Raw genomic sequence first — 19,124 nt, 5'->3', positions numbered from 1 at the left:
GTTCCGCTTCAACGTGTAGTCGAGTTCCCGTGCAACGTGAGCAAGCAGGCATCGCACGGAATAGAGATTCGGCGACACGGGTTGCGGCAGCTGGTCTAATGATCGCCATGCCGTTTGCTGAACGTGCGCTCACCGCGCTGGCTCGCCAGCTCGGTGAACCAACCGGGTTCGCAGGCCGGGTTGTCGGACGCCTCCTCAACCGTGGCAATCGCCCGGTTGTCGTCGCCGCGGTCGCCGCTACGGGGGTCGGACCGGCGGCCGAAGTCGCCGACATCGGATTTGGAGGAGGCGTCGGAATCGGCCTTTTGCTCAATCGCGACGTCGCGGTTGTTCACGGCGTCGAGATGTCGGAAACGATGCTCACCGACGCGAAACGCCGGTTCTCTGACCACATCGCTCGCGGGCCGGTTACGTCTGCATTCCGGTCGGATGGAGAGTCTGCCTCTCGAGGATTCCGCACTGGACGCGATCATCTCGACGAACACGATCTATTTCGTGCCGGACCTCGCCGCAGCTCTGAGAGAGCTTGTTAGAGTGCTGCGGCCGGGCGGACGACTGGTACTCGGAGTCGGTGATCCGGATCAGATGTCCAAATTGCCCTTCACTCGCCATGGATTCCGGTTGCGCCCCATCGACGAACTGGTGCCGGTTATCCGCGAGGCGGGTTTTGATCAGATTGAGGACAGGCGCGTCGGTGATGGCCGACGGGCCTTCCATCTTCTGGTGTGCGAGTTGCCGGGCTGACGTAGCGACTCCCGAGTGCACTACCTGCGCAGCACCGAGGTGTTCATCGGTGACGTGACTCGCTGGTGTTCCGCTTCACCGTCTAGCGGGAACACTGGCATCGTGGGACGAACGGACACCGCCTCGTTGATGATTGCCGCTCCGCTGAGTCGGGTTTACGCCGCGCTGGTGGAAGCGCAGGCGCTCGTCGAATGGCTTCCGCCGCACGGAATGTCCGGAAAGTTCGAACACTTCGACGCCCGCCCCGGAGGGACCTACCGGATGAGGTTGACCTACGCCGAGCCGCCCGAGTCGGGTGGCAAGTCAAGCGGCGACTCCGATGTCGTGGCTGCCCGGTTCGTACAGATCGTGCCCGACGATCGGGTCGTGCAGGCCGTCGACTTCGAATCCGATGACCCGTCGTTCGCGGGAACGATGACCATGACCTGGGCGGTTACCGCGGTGAGCGCCGGCAGCACCCGTGTCGACATCCGGGCCGATGACGTCCCACCGGGCATTTCCGTGGACGATCACCTCGACGGTCTTCGATCGTCGCTGGCCAATCTCGCGGCCTACCTGACCGGGCGCCGGGCCGATCAAGATTGACGGCGGCGAGTCGTCGCCCCTCTGCAGTTACGATGCGACAGTCGTGTTACGCGTCTCGGAGGCTGAGGCATGATGCGGTGGCGAGGTGTTTGTCACGTCGAGTTCGCGGTGCTGGACTATGACGACTCGGTCGCGTTCTATGACGCGTTGTTCGGCTGGCTTGGATACAGCAGTTTCTCTTCGCTCAACATGGAATACGAGTCGACGTATTACATGACGCGTCATGTCCACCCGCACAGCTACATCGGCATCCAGCCTGCCCGCACCGGGGGGAAGCTCATCCACCGCGACCAGGCGGTCGGCATCAACCACATCGCGCTGTGGGCGCGGAGCAGGGGAGAGGTCGACCGCTTCCATCGCGACTTCCTAGTGGCGCGGGGTGTGCCCGTCACCGATGAACCGAACGAGTATCCGCAGTACTGGCCCGGCTACTACGCAGTGTTCTTTGACGACCCGATCAACGGGATTCACTGGGAGTTGGCATGGCTGCCGAAATTACCTACTCCACAGCAACTTTGGGCGTTCTACCGCACGATTCGTGCGTTCGCCAAGAGTCGGTCAGACCTGGCGAACACGGTGCCCGGCGTCGCCAGGCAGGCCCGGAGGGCGCTGCCCGCCCGATATGGTCGGGCCCCATGAGCGGGTCCGCCGTGCTGGGTCGGGGCGCAACATCGCGGTAACGGCTGCGAGGGCTTCGGAGTCCCCGGCGGGCTCGGGAAGTCCCGGTCCTGGATGCCGCCCCCAAAGCAGCACTGTCCTTGTCGCAGGGTGACATTCAACGATCGGGTGGGCGGCGTCTTGGGGAGCAGGTCTGATGGTCGTTATTGATCCTCCAGTCACAGCGATATCAGTGGTGCCCGGGGAGCGCAGGATGATCGTTTTGCGTTCCCCTGCGCGCGGCGGAAACACGTTTGGCCGCATGGCGGCGACCGTCGTGGCGGCGTGCGCCGCGAAGCGGGGGTCGCTGAGCGCGCGGACGCTGACGCCATCGTTGCCGACGATGTCCCAGCGATGAAGGACGAGTTCGCTTTCGCTGTGCAGCACCAACGCCGGTGCGTCGAGCAGTGCGCCGGTGAACGTCACGCGGCGGCCCCGTCCGGCTCGCGAGAGGCGCTCAATGGCAATGGAGGCTCGTAAGGCTTGCCGAAACAATTCTCGCCGTAACTTCTTTGGCGCCAGCGCGCGATAGGGCGCCTCACGTTCTTCGAAGTCGCGCGTCGGTCGCGGAGGCGCCCCGGAGATTTCAAGCTCGACCAGGTCGGCTATTTCGGCCGAGCCGGCGGTCAGATGGGCGGTCAACTCGTGCACGGTCCACCCCGCACACCGGGTCGGTAGGCGGGGATCGGATGACCGCAGCGTCTTCACGAAGGCCAAAAATGCGTCTTGCGCGGGGGTTTCGGCAAGTTTCAACAGCTGAACTGCGCCGGGCAGCTCGGCAAGCGCCCACGCGCACGACACTTCGATGGATCGCCGCCCGAGTGCAGCGGTCAATAATTTGTTCACGCGTCCAAGGAGACCAGCAGACAACCGTCAAGCGCTGGCGGTTTTACGACTTCACAGTGACCAGCGAACCGTAGGCAGTTTCGACGCTGCGCTTTGCGGCGACGAGTCGGCGGAAGATTGGGCGGCAGCGAAAATGGGAGCCGTCGATATCAACACGCCGCAGTTGGCCGCGGTTGGTGAAGCGGAGCGGTGCGCTCCTGCAGTGCATCCATCGCCTGAGCCAAGCGCGGGTAGATGATCGCGGGGCCCAGCCAGCGGGCGACGAATCTGCGCAACTCGGCACCTTGGCGGGGGGGTTCACCCGGGTCGAGGAGGATCGAGTGCAAAGTGCGCAGGCCCATTTCGGCGAGCTCGTCGAGCGCGGCTTCGTCGAAGCCGTGCATTGCCCAGTCAACGCCCAGACGATGCAGCATCGAGCGTGAGAATGCCCGAGCTGTGTCAGAGGTCAGGGACACCGTCTGGCCTTCGCGGGCTCCGGTTCGCAGCAGGTGCTTGATTTGGCTTTCGCCGGCCAGGTTCTCGACGGCGAAGGCGACGCCTTCGACGAGCGCCGCGGCGGGTTCTGTGAATCCGCTGATATGTGTTGCAAGTTGATCGAGGAAGCCGTGGGCCGATCGCATTGCGCTGGCGACCATCAGGGCCTCGGTTCCCGGGAAATAGCGATAGACCGTCTGCCTGGTGACGCCCAAGTGGCGCGCTACATCAGTGAGACGCATCGAGGATCCGTGTTCGGCGATGATGTTGTCGGCCGCGTCGAGGATCCTGTCGATTGCCTCTTCATCAGTCGCCGGGGTGTTGCCCGCCCAGCCGTGGCTACGCATGGTTGGATTCCCTGGGGCGCAACGGATTAATTGTCATCGGCCCTCCAAACCACTTGCGGCCCCGACGGAGTACCAGCGCGCGGCACTCTTCGGTTCCTCTGCGTAACGTTGGATCCATCGGCCGGCGAATTCGGGAAGGTTTTCCCCTTCAGGGTCGTGACGCGGCCCCTGCGAACGGACAAGGCCGACGAGCATGGTAAGGACTTCTCGCTTGGGCACACCCGCGTAGGTTGACTGACCGGGCTTGGTGAGTTCATGCGCAGCGCGCAGTGCCTCTCGAAGTGCTCTGGTAGAGAGACCATTCGGTAACAGCTGGCCGAGTTCGCCCCCGTCCTCTTTCGGCACATGCCTCTGAAAGCCGCTGGAGATGATCGTCAGAATCTCGCTCATGTGCTTGAGCACGTCGACTATCGCCTTGGCGCGGTACAGATAGCTGTCATGCACGGCGTTGTAGACGATCAGCGCGGAACTGCGATGCTCGATTTCCTCGACAAAGTGCCAGAGGAACAGCGACGCAACGCGCTCGTCCCCGGCCCGAAATAGCTTGTCTTCGTGATCGAGGAAGACCTTGAAGTACGGCGTGAACGTGGCTTCGACGATCGCCGGATAGGCGAGGCGCCAGGCAAGCGGCCTTATGGCGGTGAGATGGTCATATGAGGCAACCACGTCGTCCATCGTTTCCTGCAAGCCGGGCCAACGCCGGATCAGCGCACGGACATGGCTTTGGTGAGCGGCCGAGTGCTGTGCCTCCTGGCGCAAGTAAGACTCTGCCTCCTCGACCGCCGCCGGGTCGCGCATCAGCGGTATGGCTTCCCGCGTTGCGTCGACGATCAGTTTCTCGAACCCGGGCGCAAAGAACGAAATGGCATTGCACTGCATGGCAAACGCGGGCCGCTCCGGCTGCCAGTTGAACGGGACGTCGGCGCTCGCGAAGTCGAACCGGACGCGCCTCACCAGTAAGTCCGTCATGGCGTCGACGCTAGCGGTCAAGAAGGCAGGAGACAAGACATTAAGTACTATTTGTATGTCGGTGGAGGCCAGTATGCCCTGATGGCGTTGACGACGCCCCACCCAAGGGCATACGTTATGATAAATATGTCTAGCCCGATGGGCAGGTGCTCCGGTGAACGCGATTGTGCTCAACAACCCCGCAGGTCTTCCATGGCAGACGAATCTGCTCGACGTGACCCTGCTGATCATGTTCGTGGCGGCCGGGGCATACAGCGTTGTCCAGTTCCGACGTGGACGACGCGTCTACTGCGCAGTGCTGGCCACGGCGACAATCTACGGCCTGGTGCTGGAATTAGCCGGGATGGCGACGCTCAACATGTACAGGCAGGGCGACTTCGCGGTGATGATCAACTGGCCTGCCTTCCCGCTGTGGCATGGCACCACGATGATGCCGGCGTACGTGGTCATCTTCTACCCGGTATTCCTTTTCACCGGCTTCAAGGTGATCGAGGCGATCGGGATCGAAAAGCGTTGGCAGGCAGCGATTACGGGCGGACTGTTCATGGTCGCGCTTGACGCCCCCTACATCATTGAGGGCAACCTGCGCCACGTCGTGTGGTGGACGTGGAACCCGAACTTTGAGTATTTCCAGTTCTGGCTCGGCTGGCCCCTGCTCGACCTCTGTTGGCAGGGCATCTGGGACGCCGTATTCCTCTACATCATGTTTTGGGCGGTGCCGCGAATCGACGGCTCAACGAGCAGCGGTATCGTCCGGTGGTCGAATGCGAAGGCATTCGGCGCATTCCCACCGCTCGCGGCCCTGGCTGTCCTGTTGGCCGGGCCGATCCTGATGTCGCCGGTCACCGTCGTCACCGCGCTCGGCGGACCTCAGTGGCCGGTCGCTGTATCGCTCGTCATCGCCTACTGCGCGGTCACGGTGACCGCGCTGCGGTGCGCCAGGCTGAAGCCGTCGTTCGACGCGTTCACGGTCGGCGTGGTCGCCGTTTATGTCGCAAGCCTGGGCGCAATGGCGATCGCCAACGTGGCCTACGAACGCGGTCTGACCCAGTACATCGTGGTTCAGGCCGTGGGCTTGACCGTGGTGAGCGGATTTGCGTCGATCCCGTGGATCGCGGGCAGGCGGCGCCCCGCTGAGCCGGTCGGGCAGCCGGTGCACCTCGTGGCCCAATAAGTCGGAACTTTGGGTTCGACGTCTAGCGGCCGAGTCGCGGGTCGACCATGCTGGACAGATGGCGACGGTCAAGCAGCGCAAACCCCGGGTCGGGCGGTTCGCAAAACGTCTGGTGGGCAGCGGAATGGCGTTATCAGCCTTCGTGCTGACCGGGGGAGTGGCCGAGGCGGCGCCGGCGCCGACCTCGCATTGGTGCCCGGGCAATCCGTGGGACCCGAGCTGGGGCAAGGTCTACAACTGGGACTGGAATCGCTGCCACGATTGGCAAGGTCCGGCGGGCCAGAGTTACCCGGCGGGTGCGGGCCCCTGGGGGCCGCCGCCGGCGTGGGCGCCTCCGCCGCCACCCCAGCCGGCGTGGGCGCCGGGGGCTCAGCTGATGTGGAATCCAACGGGCGCGGGCAATTGGGGGTTCTGGAACAACGGAATCTGGACCCCTGCCTGAGGGAACGTGCAGTAGTTCGCCCTTGAGGCGGCGATCTTGTCGGCGGTGTTCCTTAATATGCCCTCGTCGCACCAGCTTGCACCGCCACGGCTGCCAGGAGGGCTCCATGAAGTTCGTTTCCACCCGCATCATCACCGCCGACGTCAAGCGGCTCGTCGATTTCTACGAGACGGTCACCGAGGCCCCCGCGGTATGGGGCAACGAGCTTTTCGCCGAAATTCCGACGCCGGTTGGCACGCTGGCCATCGGCAGCGACAAGACCGTGCCGCTGTTTGCGGCCGGATCGGCCGAGCCGGCCGCCAACCGCAGCGCGATCGTGGAGTTCATGGTCGACGACGTCGACGCGGAATATGAGCGGCTGCACGAGCGCGTCGGGGACGTCGTGACAACGCCGACCACAATGCCGTGGGGTAATCGCGCGTTGCTGCTACGGGATCCCGACGGGAATCTTGTCAACCTGTTCACCCCGGTGACGGACGAGGCCCGCGCCAAGTTCGGAATGTGACTGTTGCACAGGAGATTTCGACAGGATGCGTCTCGGGAGGGCTGTAAGGGGCACGGCGTAGCCGCCGGTGGTGAGGACTGAACGTTCCAGTAGCCAAGGCAGGTGTTGGCTCCCCAGAGCACACGGGCACTCATGCGCGGCGGGCCGTTGCGGCGCTAAAATCCCGTCGTGGTCGCTGAGGACTGCCCTGACACTCCCGAGGAGCCCGAACGCAGGGCCGACGCGCTTGATGAGCGTGAGCGGGCGCTCGCACATCGCGAGGCCGAAGTCAGAAAGCGTGAGTGGATGGCCGGGACACGAGATCGGCTCGCCAACGAGCGGGATCAAATCGCCGACGAGCGCGAGCGAGTAGCGGACGACCGGGAGCGCCGGGCGGACGCTCGGGAGGGCACGGACGAAGAGCGGGAGCGCGCCCGACTGCGGCGCTTGGACGAACGAGCGAAGCGTGGCGAGGCCACGGCCCGGCGAGAGCAAGCCGACATCGACCGCGAGATTGCGGATACCGAACGCGGGGACGACCGCCCCGACTGACCCGCGCCCCCGTTTGCTGGTGGCGGCAGCTACAGCCGGTCCGGATTTGCTGTAATGCGGCGAAGGCCATTCTTCGGTTTGCGAATGACGTGCGCCACAAATTTTGGCGAATAATAACTGCTATTGCTAGCGTCCCCGGCCATGGTAGTACTTGCGACATTGATGTCATTGATCAATCAGGTATCCGGAACGCCCTATATTGCGGGTGGAGATTCTCCCTCCGGGACGGATTGCTCGGGACTCGTTTCCTGGGTTGCCAACGCGGCATCCGACAGGCCCGTCTTCGGAAACCGGTTCAACACCGGGAATGAAGAAGCGGCTTTGTTGGCGCGCGGCTTTCAATATGGAACCGCCCCTAACGCGCTCGTGATCGGGTGGAACGGCGGCCACACAGCCGCGACCCTGCCGGACGGGACCCCGGTGTCCAGCGGTGAGCACGGCGGAGTGCACATCGGTGGGGCTGGCGCCTACCAGGCCGGGTTCACCCACCACATGTTCCTGCCCATGCCGCCGGACGGTGAAGGTGCCCTTCCCCCGCCGCCCGACGCGCCGCCGCCACCGCCGGACGCGCCGCCGCCACCGCCGGACGCGCCGCCCGTGCTGGTCGACGCTACCGCCCCCGCGCCGCCCGCACCCCCGGCCCCGCCGGCGCCCGAAATGCCGCCGCCCGGCGACCCGGGAATTGCGAATCCTTAACGAAACCAATTCGCGAAAGTCTCGATCTTTGGCGGCACTATTTGACGCATATAGGACACGCGCGCAGAACAGGAGCTAGTGCAAAGTGAAATAGCTCGGTCTGCGCACGGTTTGTGATGCAGGCCACTTGCGCGGAGAGTAAGCGGTCCGCGATTCGCGCAGAATCAATGCGAGAGTGCGCCCCGGGTGTTTAATCGGAACGCCCGGGGCGCACTTTGCTGGAGGCCGGACCGTCGGCGGCGCCCAAGGGACGGATATCCTGGCGCTGCTCGTCGCGATCCGGGCGCGGCGGAGCATCCAGGAGCGAGCAAGGCGGGGGCAGCAATGATCTTCATCGTCGTGAAGTTCGAGACGAAGCCCGAATGGACGGACCGCTGGCCAGAACTCGTCGCATCCTTCACGGCCGCCACTCGTGCCGAGGAAGGCAACCTCTGGTTCGAGTGGTCGCGCAGCCTGGACAACCCGGCGGAGTACGTCTTGGTGGAGGCCTTCCGTGACGATGAGGCCGGCGGCATCCACGTCAACAGCGACCACTTCCAGCGGGCGATGCAAGAACTCCCGCAGGCACTGACATCCACCCCGAAAATCATCAACCAGACCATCGAGGCGACGGGATGGTCCGAACTGGGTGAGATGTCGGTCGACTAGCCGGCTCCGCTTACCGCGACGGCGATTTCCTCGCCCAGCTGATAGCCCGGCGCCAACGGAAGCGTGTCGCCACTCCAGAACTTGCCCGGGTCAAACCAATTGGTGTCCTTGTCCGTGTTCAGCAATCCCATTTCCTCGTAGGTGATCGCCACCGTCTCCGCGCAATAGGCCGTGGCGAGGCTCATCTTGCGTTGTTCCCGACGGCGCCGGGTCTGCTCGCGAACTTTGGTGTCCACCACGGGGATTCCGCGCACCCAGTCATTGATGGTCGGGAGCCGGCCGCGGAACCAGCGACCGGTCAGCCGGGCGGTGGTGGGAAACGCGGTGCCGTCCATCCGGGCGATCACCCGCAGGAGCTTGTTCTCCTGCTCGCGGGTGGGGTGGGGTGTCAGCTGACGTAGCCAACACCGCTGGTCGTAACGCTGCGTCCACTGCAAGACCGCCTGGTGCAGGTCGTTGAGCTGCACGCCGCGGTGATTGGTTCCGGTCCACATGTCCTCGAGCTTGTCGCCCAGTTCGGCATGCCAGATCAACGGCGGCAGGTCGTCGATGGCCACCGTCATGCCGACGTGATTCACCGGTGCGTTCGTCAACGTCTGAATCGCGCGGTCGGGCCGGGAACGGCCGCGAAACAGCCAGAGATCGCCCGTGCGAGTTTCGTTCAGCGCTTGATCGAGGGTGAGCATTATCAGGAGACTACTTCGCGTCTGTCGTGAACACGTCCGGCCCTTGGGCTTCGGAGTTGCAAGAGCACACAACTTAATCGCAGCGCGAATACCCTGGGGTCATGCGAAATGTGTGGAAATGGCTTGGGCTGGCCGGCGTCGCCGGTGTGGTCGCCGGGGGCGCGCTGGTGGCTCGCGACCAACGCAAACGACGCGCCTACACGGCCGACGAGGTCCGGTCCCGCCTGCACCAGCGGCTGGCCGAATACGACGGTGAGGGCTTTCAGTCCGAATCGGGGTCGGCCGGGGCCTCGACGGCGAACAAGCGATAGTCGCCCGAAAATCCCTTCAGCTCGACGTCACGGCCCTCGTCGAAGCGGATGTCGTCACAGTCGGAAAGGGCGTCTCGCACCGGCTGACTCACCAAGATCTGGCCGCCGACGGCCTGCGCTGCGACCCGCGCCGCCATCGCGACGTTGCGGCCGAACAGATCTTCGCCGCGCCGCACCGAGCGGCCCATGTGGATGCCGATCCGAACGCGAATTTCCTCGTGCCGCTTGCGCTTTGCGTCCCTGCGTAGCGCACGCTGCAGGTCGATGCCGCACCGCACCGCCTGGTCGGCGCGGGAGAAGGCGATCATGAAGCCGTCGCCCTGGCTCTTCACCACGTGACCGGACCGCCGCTGCACGAGGTCGGACACCAGCTTGTCGTGTGCCGCAATGAGCTTCACGAAGGCCCGGTCACCGATGCGCTCGTTGAGCGCGGTCGATTCCTCGATGTCGGAGAACAGGATCACCACCCGGCCGTCCGGGGTGACCCTAGCCAGGTCGGGTCGTTCCACCTCCGCCCAGTCGGCGAGATCCTCGATCGAACTGCGTACGGCAGCGCCGAAGCCTTCTTTGCGGACCACGTTGGCGGTGTTCCACACGGTCTTGAGGGCCTCCCGCCCGCCCGACAGCAGCCAACTGCGGGTGTCGGTCCGGTGGCGCAACTCGTCGATCTCCTGGCGGCTCCGCACCAGCAACCGCGAAACCACGGCGAGCGCGACGGCCTCGATCGCGGCGACGCCGGCCAGGACGTAGACCGCGACATGCAGCGCATCACCCACGCAAGCATCCTGCCAAGGCCGCGCTGGCGTGCGGTTGTCGGGCCTGGGTGCGGTGTCTAGTGTTAGGTCCGACCGCCGCGGGTAGTGAGTCTGGAAGAGCCGATGACTTTCGGAGGTGCGGGCTTGGCTGACGGCGGGGACAACTCTTCGAACAAGCTGGTGATATTCGGCCTCACCGGGGACCTGGCGCGCAAGATGACGTACCGGGCCTTGTACCGGCTCGAGGCGCGCAACATGTTGGACATCCCGATTGTCGGCGTGGCCAGCGACGACATCTCCCTCGAGAAGCTGGTCGATCGCGCCCGCGACGCCATCAAGGCGTCGGGTGAGAAGTTCGACGACGCGGTGTTCGACCGGCTCGCGGGCCGGCTGTCGTATCTCCATGGCGACGTCATCGACGACAAGCTCTACGGCCAGCTCGCCGAGAAGATAGGCAAGGACTGCCGGCCCTTGTACTACCTGGAAATGCCGCCGTCCCTGTTCGCCCCGATCGTGGAGAACCTCGCCAACGCCGACCTGTTGGAGTGCGCACGCGTCGCGGTGGAGAAGCCGTTCGGCCACGACCTGGCCTCCGCCCGCGACCTGAACGCCCGGCTGCGTGCGGTGCTCGACGAGGACCAAATCCTGCGGGTCGATCACTTCCTGGGCAAGCAACCCGTCGAAGAATTGCAATACCTGCGCTTCGCCAACAACGGCCTGGCCAAGCTCTGGGACCGGGACAGCATTTCCGAAATCCACATCACCATGGCCGAGGATTTCGGCATCGAGGACCGCGGCAAGTTCTACGACGCGGTGGGTGCCCTGCGTGACGTCGTGCAGAACCACCTGCTCCAGGTGCTCGCGCTGGTCGCGATGGAGCCCCCGGTCGGTCCCAGCGCCGATGACCTGAACGACAAGAAGGCCGAGGTGTTCCGCGCGATGCCGGCGCTGGATCCCGAGCGTTGCGTGCGTGGCCAGTACCGCGGCTACACCGACGTGGACGGGGTGGCCAAGGATTCCCAAACCGAGACCTATATCGCCTTGCGGACCGAGATCGACAACTGGCGCTGGGCGGGCGTGCCGATCTTCTTGCGCGCGGGAAAAGCGTTGCCGGAGAAGGTCACCGAGGTGCGAATGTTCCTGCACCACGTACCCGGATTTTCGTTCCTGCCCAACCGTCGGCCGCCTGCGCCCAACCAGATCGTGCTGCGCATCGATCCCGATCCGGGGATGCGGCTGCAGTTGTCCGCCCAAGTCGGCGACGAATGGCACGACGTACACATGGACTCGTCGTTCGCCGAGGATCTCGGGGAAGCCGTGCGTCCCTACGAACGGCTCCTTTACGCCGCGCTCACCGGGGACCGCCAGTTGTTCGCCCGGGAAGACGCGATCGAGGAGACATGGCGGATCGTGCAGCCCGTGCTGGACAAGCCGGGCCGGATCCATCACTACGACCAGGGCTCCTGGGGACCCGAGGCCGCGCAGTCGCTGCTGCACGGTCATCGCAGCTGGCACGAGCCGTGGCTGCCAAAGCAGACGTCACAGTAAGGAGAACAGAAAGAGATGCAGCTCGGGATGATCGGCCTCGGCCGGATGGGCGCGAACATCGTCCGCCGCGTCGCCAAGGACGGACACGAATGCGTGGTCTATGACCACAACCCCGACGCGGTCAAGGCGATGGCGGGGGAGGAACGGACCACCGGCGTGTCGTCGCTGCGGGAGCTCGCCGAGAAGCTGACCGCGCCGCGGGTGGTCTGGGTGATGGTGCCGGCCGGGACCATCACGACGGGGGTCATCGACGAGTTGGCCGATACGCTGGAGGCCGGCGACATCGTCATCGATGGCGGCAACTCGTATTACCGCGACGATATCCGTCACGCAAAGACGCTGTCGGAGAAGGGCATTCACCTACTCGACTGCGGCACCAGCGGCGGCGTGTGGGGCCGGGAGCGCGGTTACTGCCTGATGATCGGCGGCGACGACGAGGCTTTTCTGCACGCCGAACCCATCTTCGCCTCTGTCGCTCCCGGAGTGGAAGCGGCGCCGCGTACCCCGGGGCGTGACGGCGAGGTCGCCCGGTCGGAGCAGGGCTATCTGCACTGCGGTCCGTCCGGCGCCGGGCACTTCGTCAAGATGGTGCACAACGGCATCGAGTACGGGATGATGGCCTCGCTCGCCGAGGGCCTGAACATCCTGCGCGGTGCCGACATCGGCAAGCAGGTTCAAGAGGGTGACGCCGAAACGGCGCCGCTGTCGAATCCGGAGTTCTATCAGTACGACTTCGACATCCCCGAGGTCGCCGAGGTCTGGCGCCGCGGCAGCGTCATCGGCTCCTGGCTGCTGGATCTGACCGCGATCGCGCTGCACGATTCGCCCGATCTCAAGGAGTTCTCGGGACGGGTCTCCGACTCCGGGGAGGGCCGGTGGACCGCCATCGCGGCGATCGACGAGGGGGTGCCTTCGCCGGTGCTGACGACCGCGTTGCAGTCCCGCTTCGCCTCGCGCTCACTCGATGACTTTGCCAACAAGGCGCTGTCGGCGATGCGTAAGCAGTTCGGCGGGCACGCCGAGAAGCCGGCTAACTAGCCGGCGTTAGTGGCGATCGCGAGCGCGGCGAAGCCGGGCGAAGCGGGTCGCCACGATCGGCGTCAGTGCCGCTTGACGAACTTCACCACGGCGTCGCTGAACGCGTCGTTGTCGTCGCCGGCCGCGGTATGCCCGGCGTTGGACAGCTCGACGAACTCCGCGCGGGGCACGCTGGCCAGGAAATGCCGGACGCCTTCGGGGCTTACCACGTCGGACAGCTTCCCGCGGATCAGCAGGACGGGAATCGACAGGTGTTTGGCGGCCTGCTCGAAATTCTCGGTGCGTAGCTCGGGATCGTCGCCGGGCTTGGTCATGAACGCCGGGTCCCAGTGCCAGTACCAGCGGCCGTCGCGCAGGCGCAGGTTCTTCTTCAGGCCCTCGGGGCTGCGCGGCTTGTCCCGGTACGGCAGATATTCGGCGACGGCGTCGGCGGCCTCCTCCAGCGAATCGAAACCGTCGAGGCCGCTGATCATGAAATCGCGAATACGGGCGCTGCCGCCCTTCTCGAATCGGGGCACCACGTCCACGAGGACCAGTCGGGTCACCACCGCGGGCCCCGCCCGGTGGGCGGCGAGGATGCCGGTCAGCCCGCCCATGCTCGCGCCGATGATCATCACCGGCCGGCCGATCGCCTCGATCACCTTCAAGACATCGGCGGTCAGGGTCTCGACGTCGTAGTCGGCATTGGGCGCGCGATCGCTGTCGCCGTGTCCGCGGCTGTCGAGCGCGACGACGTGCAAGCCCTGGTCGGCGAGCGTTTGGCCGGTGTTTTTCCAGGAATGCCGGTTCTGGCCGCCACCGTGCAGCATGAGGACGCTCGGCCGTCCCGCGCCGTCGGTCCCGCCGTTCCACTCGTCGGCGACCAGGGTGATGCCGCCGACACCGGAAAACTCGACCGTCTGAGGGAGGCTGCTGACGGTGCTCATGCGACCTGACGTTACATAGGGAGCTTAAGCACCGTCTCGCGGGTCGACGACGCGATGAATTTTCACCCTGGCCGCGGTCTATCCAGTGACAACACCAACGAGCCAATGAGGAGGCCGCGGCCAATGCCATCGATCACCCCGTCGCTGTGGTTCGACCACAACCTGGAGGAGGCGGCCAGGTTCTACACCTCGATTTTCCCCAACTCGCACATCGAGGGCCTCAACCGAACCACGGAGGCCGGACCGGGCGAGCCGGGCACCGTCCTGTCCGGCAGCTTCGTGCTGGACGGCACCCGTTTCATCGGCATCAACGGTGGCCCGCACTTCCACTTCACCGAAGCGGTGTCCTTCACCATCCACTGCAAGGACCAGGACGAGGTCGACTACTACTGGGAGCGGTTGACCGACGGCGGCCAGGAATCGCAGTGCGGTTGGTGTAAGGACCGCTTCGGCCTGAGCTGGCAGATCGTCCCGGACCGGCTCTACGAGCTGATCAGCGACCCCGACCGGGCACGCGCGGCGGCAGCCACCCAAGCGATGTACGGCATGCGAAAGATCATCATCGCCGACCTGGACCGGGCCGCCGCGCGAGTGTAACGAAACTCCCTGTCGCAGCACCCCTTTGACCGCATAGTGCATGTGGTCGGTGCGTCTTCGGCCCGCACGCGTTAGGTTGGTCCGTGCGGACGCGCCGAGCAGGGAGTCAATATGGGTGAACCAGGCTGGATCGACGTGCCCAGCCCTGCGGGGGACCTGAAGGCACTCACCTGGGGACCACGCGGTGGCCCCATCGCCTTGTGCCTGCACGGCTTCCCCGACACCCCCTACGGGTTTCGCAAGATCGCCCCGCGGCTCGTCGAGTCCGGCTGGCGGGTGGTGGCGCCCTTCATGCGCGGATACGCACCGTCGTCGATCCCGGCCGACGGCAGCTATCACGTCGGCGCGATGATGGACGACGCCTTGCGGGTGCGCTCGGCAGCGGGCGGCACCGACGGTGACGTGGTGATCGGCCACGACTGGGGTGCGATCGCCACCACCGGTCTGGCCGCCATGCCCGACAGCCCATTCACCAAGGCCGTGATCATGTCCGTGCCGCCGTCGTCGGCCTTCCGTCGCAAGGCTGGCGCGGCGGAGCGAGGACGGCTGGCCGCACACCTGGCGCGTCAGCTGCTGCGCAGCTGGTACATCATGTACTTCCAATTGCCCTTGCTGCCAGAGCATTCCGCGTCCTGGGTGCTGCCGTTGCTGTGGCGACGGTGGTCACCGGGCTATCGCGCCGACGAGGATCTACGCCACGTCGACGCGGCGATCGGGACGCCGGAGAGCTGGCGTGCGGCCCTGGGACCGTACCGCGCCACGATCCGCAACACCCGGCCGCCGGCGCAGTATGCCGAACTGAACGAGCTGTGGACCGAAGAGCCGGTGTGGCCGTGCCTGTACCTGCATGGCCGCGACGACGGCTGCATGACACCGGCTTTCGCCCGCTGGGCGGAGAAGGTCTTGCCGCCGGGCAGCGAGGTGGCCATCGTGGAGCACGCGGGGCACTTCCTGCAGCTCGAGCAGCCCGACAAGGTCGCCGACCTGGTGCTCGGGTTCATCGGCTCGCCCGGCTGAATGCCTGCGCAGCGGATGGCCGCCGTCGATGCGCAGTTCTACTGGATGTCGGCCAAGATTCCCAACGACGAGTTCTTGTTGTACGCGTTCGACGGTGAGCCCGCCGACTACGCCCTCGTCATCGAGCAGCTCCGCCGGCGGGCCAACCAGGACCCGGAGCTGGCGCTGCGAGTGCGGGATCGCGGGCCGCTGGTCTACCCGCAGTGGGTTCCGGCGGCCGTCACGACCGACCGGGTCGTCCGCCACGACCTCGACGACCACAGCTGGGCCGGCTGCCTGGCCGCGGTCGTCGCCCTGGCCGGTGACCAGCTGGACGTGTGCCGGATGCCCTGGCGGCTGCACGTCTTCGGCGCGGTGCTGGGCATCCCGGGCGTGACCGGTCCGGGGAGCGTGGCGGTGATGCAGGTCGCGCACGCGCTGGCCGACGGGGCCCGAGCATCCGCGATGGCGGGTTGGCTGTTCGGCCGGCCGGATCGCGTGCCCGGGGTGCGACGGCTACGGGCCGGGTTCTTGCTGTGGCGAGCCGCGCAGGCGGCTCGCGCCCATCGCCAGCTGGAGCGCGACACCCGCGCGGGGCTGCTGGCCCCTAGGGCCGGTCCCCGGCCCCTACTGCCGACGAATGCGCGCCCCGGTGCGTCCCGCTCGGTGCGAACGCTGGTGCGACACCGCTCGCAGCTGCGCGGCCCTACCGTCACAGTGGGCGCGCTGACGGCGATCTCCGCGGCGCTCTCGGAGTTGCTGGGCGACGCCGCCGATACGTTGGGCGCCGAGGTTCCGATGGCCAAACCCGGTGTCGCACATGCCTATAACCACTTCGGCAACGTCACCGTGGGTCTGCATCCGAAGCTGGGGTGGGACGCCCGCGCCGAGCGGATCGCCGCGGAGCTGGCCGACGGCCGGCGCCGCTTCGCGCATCCGGCCACGCGCTACGCCGACCGAGCTTTTGCGGCGGTGCCCGCAGTCCTCTTGCGTTGGGGAGTAACCCAATTCGATTTCGATGTTCGCCCCGAGCAGGTGTCCGGCAACACCGTGGTGTCCAGCGTTTACCGCGGGCCGGCCGACCTCAGCTTCGGCGGGGCCCGGGTGGTCCTGACAGCCGGCTACCCGGGGCTGTCGCCGGTGATGGGGCTGACGCATGGTGTGCACGGCATCGGGGACACCATCGCGGTCAGCGTGCACGCGGCCGAGTCGGCCGTTCCCGACATCGACGCTTATGTGCGGCTTCTCGACGCGGTGTTGTAGCTACTGCGCATCGCCGGATCGGGCCGCTTCCTCCCGCGTGAGGCCGACGGCCGAGATCAGCTCCTCGTGCAGCTCGAACCACACCGTGTGGTAGGAGTCGATGAGCGGCCTGGTCAGCCACGCGGTCTCGCCTTCCCGCACTTTGCCCAGGGCCGCAATCAATTTCGCCGGGTATGCGTTCAGCCGCGGCAGCTGCGCCGCGACCGACTCGATGATCGCCAGCACCCGCGCATGCACATCGTCGAGGCGGGACAGCACCGCGGCGTCGTATTCCGCGTCATCGTGCGGGTTGGGGGTGCCGCCGGGGCCGCCCTTCAGCTGCCAGTCCGTGACCAGGGATTTGAAATCGGCGTTGACGGGCCGAAAGTCGTCGTAGGCGGTGGCCAGCGCCGCCCGGTCGGCGCCCCTGCGCTCCTCGTCGAGCAGCGCCGCGAGCCGCTCGCGCCCGGCGGGGGTGATCCGCACGGTCGCACCGTCGGCCAATAGGCCTGCCGCGGCCAGCTGTCCGACGATGGTCGTCACGTCGGCAATGTCCTCGTTCAGTGTCTCGGCAAGCTCGGCGGGACGCAGCCGGCCCTTCAGCCGAACCGCTTGCAACACCGCCAATTCGGTCATGACGTGGTCTCACCCGCGAGCCGCAGTGCGGTCAGCATGACGATAAGCGGGGTGGCCGAGACGACGTCGGTGTGTCCGCGTTTCATCGCCTCCGCCACCGCATCCTCCGTGGCGTCATCCAGCCGCAGGTGGCCGCCGGAGGTGTGCGCACGCAGCGGGCTGAGCCTTCGCGCGATGTCGGCCAGCTCCCGCAGTTCGGGTGTATCGCTTTCCGACCACGCGGACAGGCTCAGGTTGCCCTCGCGCACTTCGCCTTCGGCGCCGTCGATGGTGATCAACTTGCCGGCCAGGGATGCGGCGACTCCGTGTCCGCACCCCACTACGGCCACCCGGCCGAGTTCGCGGCTGACCACTGCCGCGTGGCTGGCCGCCCCTCCGACCTCGGTGACGATGCCATGCGCGGCAAGCATGCCGGAGACGTCTTCCGGCCGGGTGTGGTCGCGCACCAGGATCACCGACTCGCCTCGCTCCGCAGCATCGAGCGCCTCGTCGACGTCGGTGTATGCCCTACCCGACGCGACGCCCGGGCAGGCTGGCAATCCCTTAGCGAGAAGATTTGCCGCCAAACGTATTTCGGGCTGCAACGCCGGTAGCAGTAGGGTCTGTACGTGTGCCGGGGTCACCCGTCGCAGCGTCTCGGCGTCGTCGATGAGCCCCTCGTGCCGCAGTTGTAACGCGAGGCGCACCGCTGCCTGCGCCGACCGCTCCGCGCCCCGCGTCTGCAGCAGCCAGAGCTTGCCGCCTTCGACGGTGAACTCGATCTCTTGAACGTCGGAGCCGAGGCGCTCCAATTTGTGTGCGGTGTCCATCAACTCGTGGTAGACAGCCGGCTGCTCGTCGCGCAGGGCGGTGACCGGCTCGACGTCGACCGATCCGGACACCACGTCGTCCCCCTGTCCTCCGGGCAGCCATTCGCCGAACGGTGCGCGGTCGCCGGTGACGGGATTGCGCGAAACGAGAACGCCCGCACCCGAATCGGGGCCGTAGTTGCCGAAAACCATCGCCTGCACGACGACCGCCGTGCCGCTCTGATCGTCGACGCCGCCGGAATGGGCGCGGTAGGCCACCGCGCGGGGCGAGTTCCACGAGGCGAACACCGCCTCGATGCCGGCGCGTAGCTGCGCATAGGGGTCGGCGGGCGGCGATTCGTGGTCGTCCAACCCGACGATGCGCCGGTACATGCGGTCGAACCGCCGGCGCGTGTCGCGGGCGAACGTTGTGTCGGCCGCGGCCAGCGCCTGCTCGACATCATCGTTCATGCCGAGGTCCAAGATCGTGTCCATCATCCCCGGCATCGACTGAGTGGCCCCCGAGCGCACGCTGACCAGCAGGGGACGCGGACCCCGACCGAACGTGCGCGAAGTCTGCGCCTCCAGCCAGCGCATCCGGTCCAGCACGTCGTCCCAGATCGCGTCGATCGTTGACCCGGGGTCGGCGAGGTAACGCAGCCCCACCTCGGTGGTGATGCAGAAGGCGGGCGGTACCGGCAGGCCGTGGCGGCGCATCATCTCGATGCCGTGGCCCTTGTTGCCCAGCAGTGCCCGCGGATGACTCGCTGTGCCGTCGAGTAACACCACGGATTGCCCGTCAGGCGAGGCCCCGGGCGCGCTACAGGAAGCGCCGCTGCCTCGTGCGATACGAGCCGTGGTGCACCCCCTTCTGGTCAGCGGCGGATTGGCCAACGTCGGAACGTCCGCAATGTTCCCACATGCGCCACCGAAGTTAGCTGCTCGGCGGTCCTGTTATCCGGTCCGCCCGATGATCTAGGTTT

The 19,124-nt window shown here is 66.1% G+C and carries 24 protein-coding genes; 15 read left to right on the top strand and 9 right to left on the bottom strand.

Features of this window, described 5'->3' with window-relative positions:
* Positions 1-95 precede the first annotated feature (95 nt).
* On the bottom strand, positions 96-485 hold the full coding sequence (locus H7J89_RS25785; protein WP_308205136.1) for a hypothetical protein: 390 nt from the start codon (positions 483-485) through the stop codon (positions 96-98).
* On the opposite strand from H7J89_RS25785, the gene H7J89_RS25780 reads away from it, so the two are divergent.
* The 3 genes from H7J89_RS25780 to H7J89_RS19620 all read left to right on the top strand — a co-directional run bounded on the left by H7J89_RS25780 (position 430) and on the right by H7J89_RS19620 (position 1,968).
* The gene (locus H7J89_RS25780) at positions 430-744 is read left to right on the top strand and encodes a class I SAM-dependent methyltransferase (protein WP_308205134.1); all 315 of its coding nucleotides are present in this window, start codon (positions 430-432) and stop codon (positions 742-744) included. The genes H7J89_RS25785 and H7J89_RS25780 overlap by 56 nt on opposite strands.
* Before the next feature lie 102 nt (positions 745-846).
* Positions 847-1,329, top strand: a complete 483-nt coding sequence (locus tag H7J89_RS19625) for an SRPBCC family protein (protein ID WP_264045709.1) — start codon at positions 847-849, stop codon at positions 1,327-1,329.
* A gap of 72 nt (positions 1,330-1,401) precedes the next feature.
* The gene (locus tag H7J89_RS19620) at positions 1,402-1,968 is read left to right on the top strand and encodes a VOC family protein (protein ID WP_264046115.1); all 567 of its coding nucleotides are present in this window, start codon (positions 1,402-1,404) and stop codon (positions 1,966-1,968) included.
* Here H7J89_RS19620 and H7J89_RS25960 read toward each other — a convergent pair.
* From H7J89_RS25960 to H7J89_RS19610, 3 genes are all read right to left on the bottom strand, one after another.
* Positions 1,888-2,787, bottom strand: a complete 900-nt coding sequence (locus H7J89_RS25960) for a maleylpyruvate isomerase N-terminal domain-containing protein (RefSeq protein WP_372513813.1) — start codon at positions 2,785-2,787, stop codon at positions 1,888-1,890. The two genes, H7J89_RS19620 and H7J89_RS25960, sit on opposite strands and share 81 nt — an antisense overlap.
* 194 nt (positions 2,788-2,981) lie before the next feature.
* A complete protein-coding gene (locus tag H7J89_RS19615) occupies positions 2,982-3,653 on the bottom strand; it encodes a TetR/AcrR family transcriptional regulator (protein ID WP_264045707.1) in 672 nt (223 codons plus the stop codon).
* A gap of 33 nt (positions 3,654-3,686) precedes the next feature.
* Positions 3,687-4,622, bottom strand: coding sequence for a metal-dependent hydrolase (locus tag H7J89_RS19610; RefSeq protein ID WP_264045705.1), 936 nt, complete (start codon positions 4,620-4,622; stop codon positions 3,687-3,689).
* Between the two features lie 154 nt (positions 4,623-4,776).
* Here H7J89_RS19610 and H7J89_RS19605 point away from each other — a divergent pair, with 154 nt between their 5' ends.
* From H7J89_RS19605 to H7J89_RS19580, 6 genes are all read left to right on the top strand, one after another.
* Complete coding sequence (locus H7J89_RS19605) at positions 4,777-5,796, top strand: hypothetical protein (RefSeq protein WP_264045703.1); 1,020 nt, start codon at positions 4,777-4,779, stop codon at positions 5,794-5,796.
* Between the two features lie 58 nt (positions 5,797-5,854).
* Positions 5,855-6,238 carry an Mtp family mycobacterial-type pilin gene (locus H7J89_RS19600; RefSeq protein ID WP_372513804.1) on the top strand — a complete coding sequence of 128 codons (384 nt, stop codon included), beginning with the start codon at positions 5,855-5,857 and terminating at the stop codon, positions 6,236-6,238.
* A gap of 106 nt (positions 6,239-6,344) precedes the next feature.
* Entirely contained in the window at positions 6,345-6,743 is a 399-nt protein-coding gene (locus tag H7J89_RS19595) for a VOC family protein (RefSeq protein WP_264045701.1), read from the top strand.
* 168 nt (positions 6,744-6,911) lie between these two features.
* A complete protein-coding gene (locus tag H7J89_RS19590; protein ID WP_264045699.1) occupies positions 6,912-7,274 on the top strand; it encodes a hypothetical protein in 363 nt (120 codons plus the stop codon).
* 141 nt (positions 7,275-7,415) lie between these two features.
* Entirely contained in the window at positions 7,416-7,970 is a 555-nt protein-coding gene (locus H7J89_RS19585) for a C40 family peptidase (protein ID WP_264045697.1), read from the top strand.
* Positions 7,971-8,294: 324 nt separating this feature from the next.
* Positions 8,295-8,618, top strand: a complete 324-nt coding sequence (locus H7J89_RS19580; RefSeq protein WP_264045695.1) for a putative quinol monooxygenase — start codon at positions 8,295-8,297, stop codon at positions 8,616-8,618.
* Here the strand turns inward: H7J89_RS19580 and H7J89_RS19575 are convergent.
* Positions 8,615-9,304 (bottom strand): guanylate cyclase, encoded by a 690-nt coding sequence (locus H7J89_RS19575; protein WP_264045693.1) that lies wholly within the window; start codon positions 9,302-9,304, stop codon positions 8,615-8,617. The genes H7J89_RS19580 and H7J89_RS19575 overlap by 4 nt on opposite strands.
* A 101-nt stretch (positions 9,305-9,405) precedes the next feature.
* On the opposite strand from H7J89_RS19575, the gene H7J89_RS19570 reads away from it, so the two are divergent.
* Complete coding sequence (locus H7J89_RS19570; RefSeq protein ID WP_264045691.1) at positions 9,406-9,615, top strand: hypothetical protein; 210 nt, start codon at positions 9,406-9,408, stop codon at positions 9,613-9,615.
* On the opposite strand, the gene H7J89_RS19565 is transcribed toward H7J89_RS19570, so the two are convergent.
* Entirely contained in the window at positions 9,567-10,391 is an 825-nt protein-coding gene (locus tag H7J89_RS19565) for an adenylate/guanylate cyclase domain-containing protein (protein WP_264045689.1), read from the bottom strand. The two genes, H7J89_RS19570 and H7J89_RS19565, sit on opposite strands and share 49 nt — an antisense overlap.
* 123 nt (positions 10,392-10,514) lie before the next feature.
* On the opposite strand from H7J89_RS19565, the gene H7J89_RS19560 reads away from it, so the two are divergent.
* A complete protein-coding gene (locus H7J89_RS19560; RefSeq protein ID WP_264045688.1) occupies positions 10,515-11,918 on the top strand; it encodes a glucose-6-phosphate dehydrogenase in 1,404 nt (467 codons plus the stop codon).
* Positions 11,919-11,933: 15 nt separating this feature from the next.
* On the top strand, positions 11,934-12,956 hold the full coding sequence (gene gnd / locus H7J89_RS19555; protein ID WP_264045685.1) for a phosphogluconate dehydrogenase (NAD(+)-dependent, decarboxylating): 1,023 nt from the start codon (positions 11,934-11,936) through the stop codon (positions 12,954-12,956).
* A 62-nt stretch (positions 12,957-13,018) separates the two neighbouring features.
* On the opposite strand, the gene H7J89_RS19550 is transcribed toward gnd, so the two are convergent.
* Entirely contained in the window at positions 13,019-13,882 is an 864-nt protein-coding gene (locus H7J89_RS19550) for an alpha/beta fold hydrolase (protein WP_264045683.1), read from the bottom strand.
* A 123-nt stretch (positions 13,883-14,005) separates the two neighbouring features.
* Between H7J89_RS19550 and H7J89_RS19545 the strand changes: the two genes are divergently transcribed.
* From H7J89_RS19545 to H7J89_RS19535, 3 genes are all read left to right on the top strand, one after another.
* Complete coding sequence (locus tag H7J89_RS19545) at positions 14,006-14,479, top strand: VOC family protein (RefSeq protein WP_264045681.1); 474 nt, start codon at positions 14,006-14,008, stop codon at positions 14,477-14,479.
* A gap of 111 nt (positions 14,480-14,590) precedes the next feature.
* Complete coding sequence (locus H7J89_RS19540) at positions 14,591-15,496, top strand: alpha/beta fold hydrolase (RefSeq protein WP_264045679.1); 906 nt, start codon at positions 14,591-14,593, stop codon at positions 15,494-15,496.
* Positions 15,497-16,738 (top strand): WS/DGAT domain-containing protein, encoded by a 1,242-nt coding sequence (locus H7J89_RS19535; protein ID WP_264045678.1) that lies wholly within the window; start codon positions 15,497-15,499, stop codon positions 16,736-16,738.
* Here H7J89_RS19535 and H7J89_RS19530 read toward each other — a convergent pair whose 3' ends face one another.
* Both H7J89_RS19530 and H7J89_RS19525 read right to left on the bottom strand, forming a co-directional pair.
* Positions 16,739-17,353 (bottom strand): MarR family transcriptional regulator, encoded by a 615-nt coding sequence (locus H7J89_RS19530; RefSeq protein ID WP_264045677.1) that lies wholly within the window; start codon positions 17,351-17,353, stop codon positions 16,739-16,741. It lies immediately after the preceding gene.
* Complete coding sequence (locus tag H7J89_RS19525; RefSeq protein ID WP_372513812.1) at positions 17,350-19,020, bottom strand: pyruvate, phosphate dikinase; 1,671 nt, start codon at positions 19,018-19,020, stop codon at positions 17,350-17,352. The genes H7J89_RS19530 and H7J89_RS19525 overlap by 4 nt, the downstream gene beginning before the upstream one ends.
* Positions 19,021-19,124 lie beyond the last annotated feature (104 nt).

Source organism: Mycobacterium paraffinicum (assembly GCF_025822865.1).
Classification (GTDB): Bacteria; Actinomycetota; Actinomycetes; order Mycobacteriales; family Mycobacteriaceae; genus Mycobacterium; species Mycobacterium paraffinicum.
Note: the sequence above shows the minus strand (reverse complement) of the source record. Positions and strands in the feature narration are given on the sequence as shown.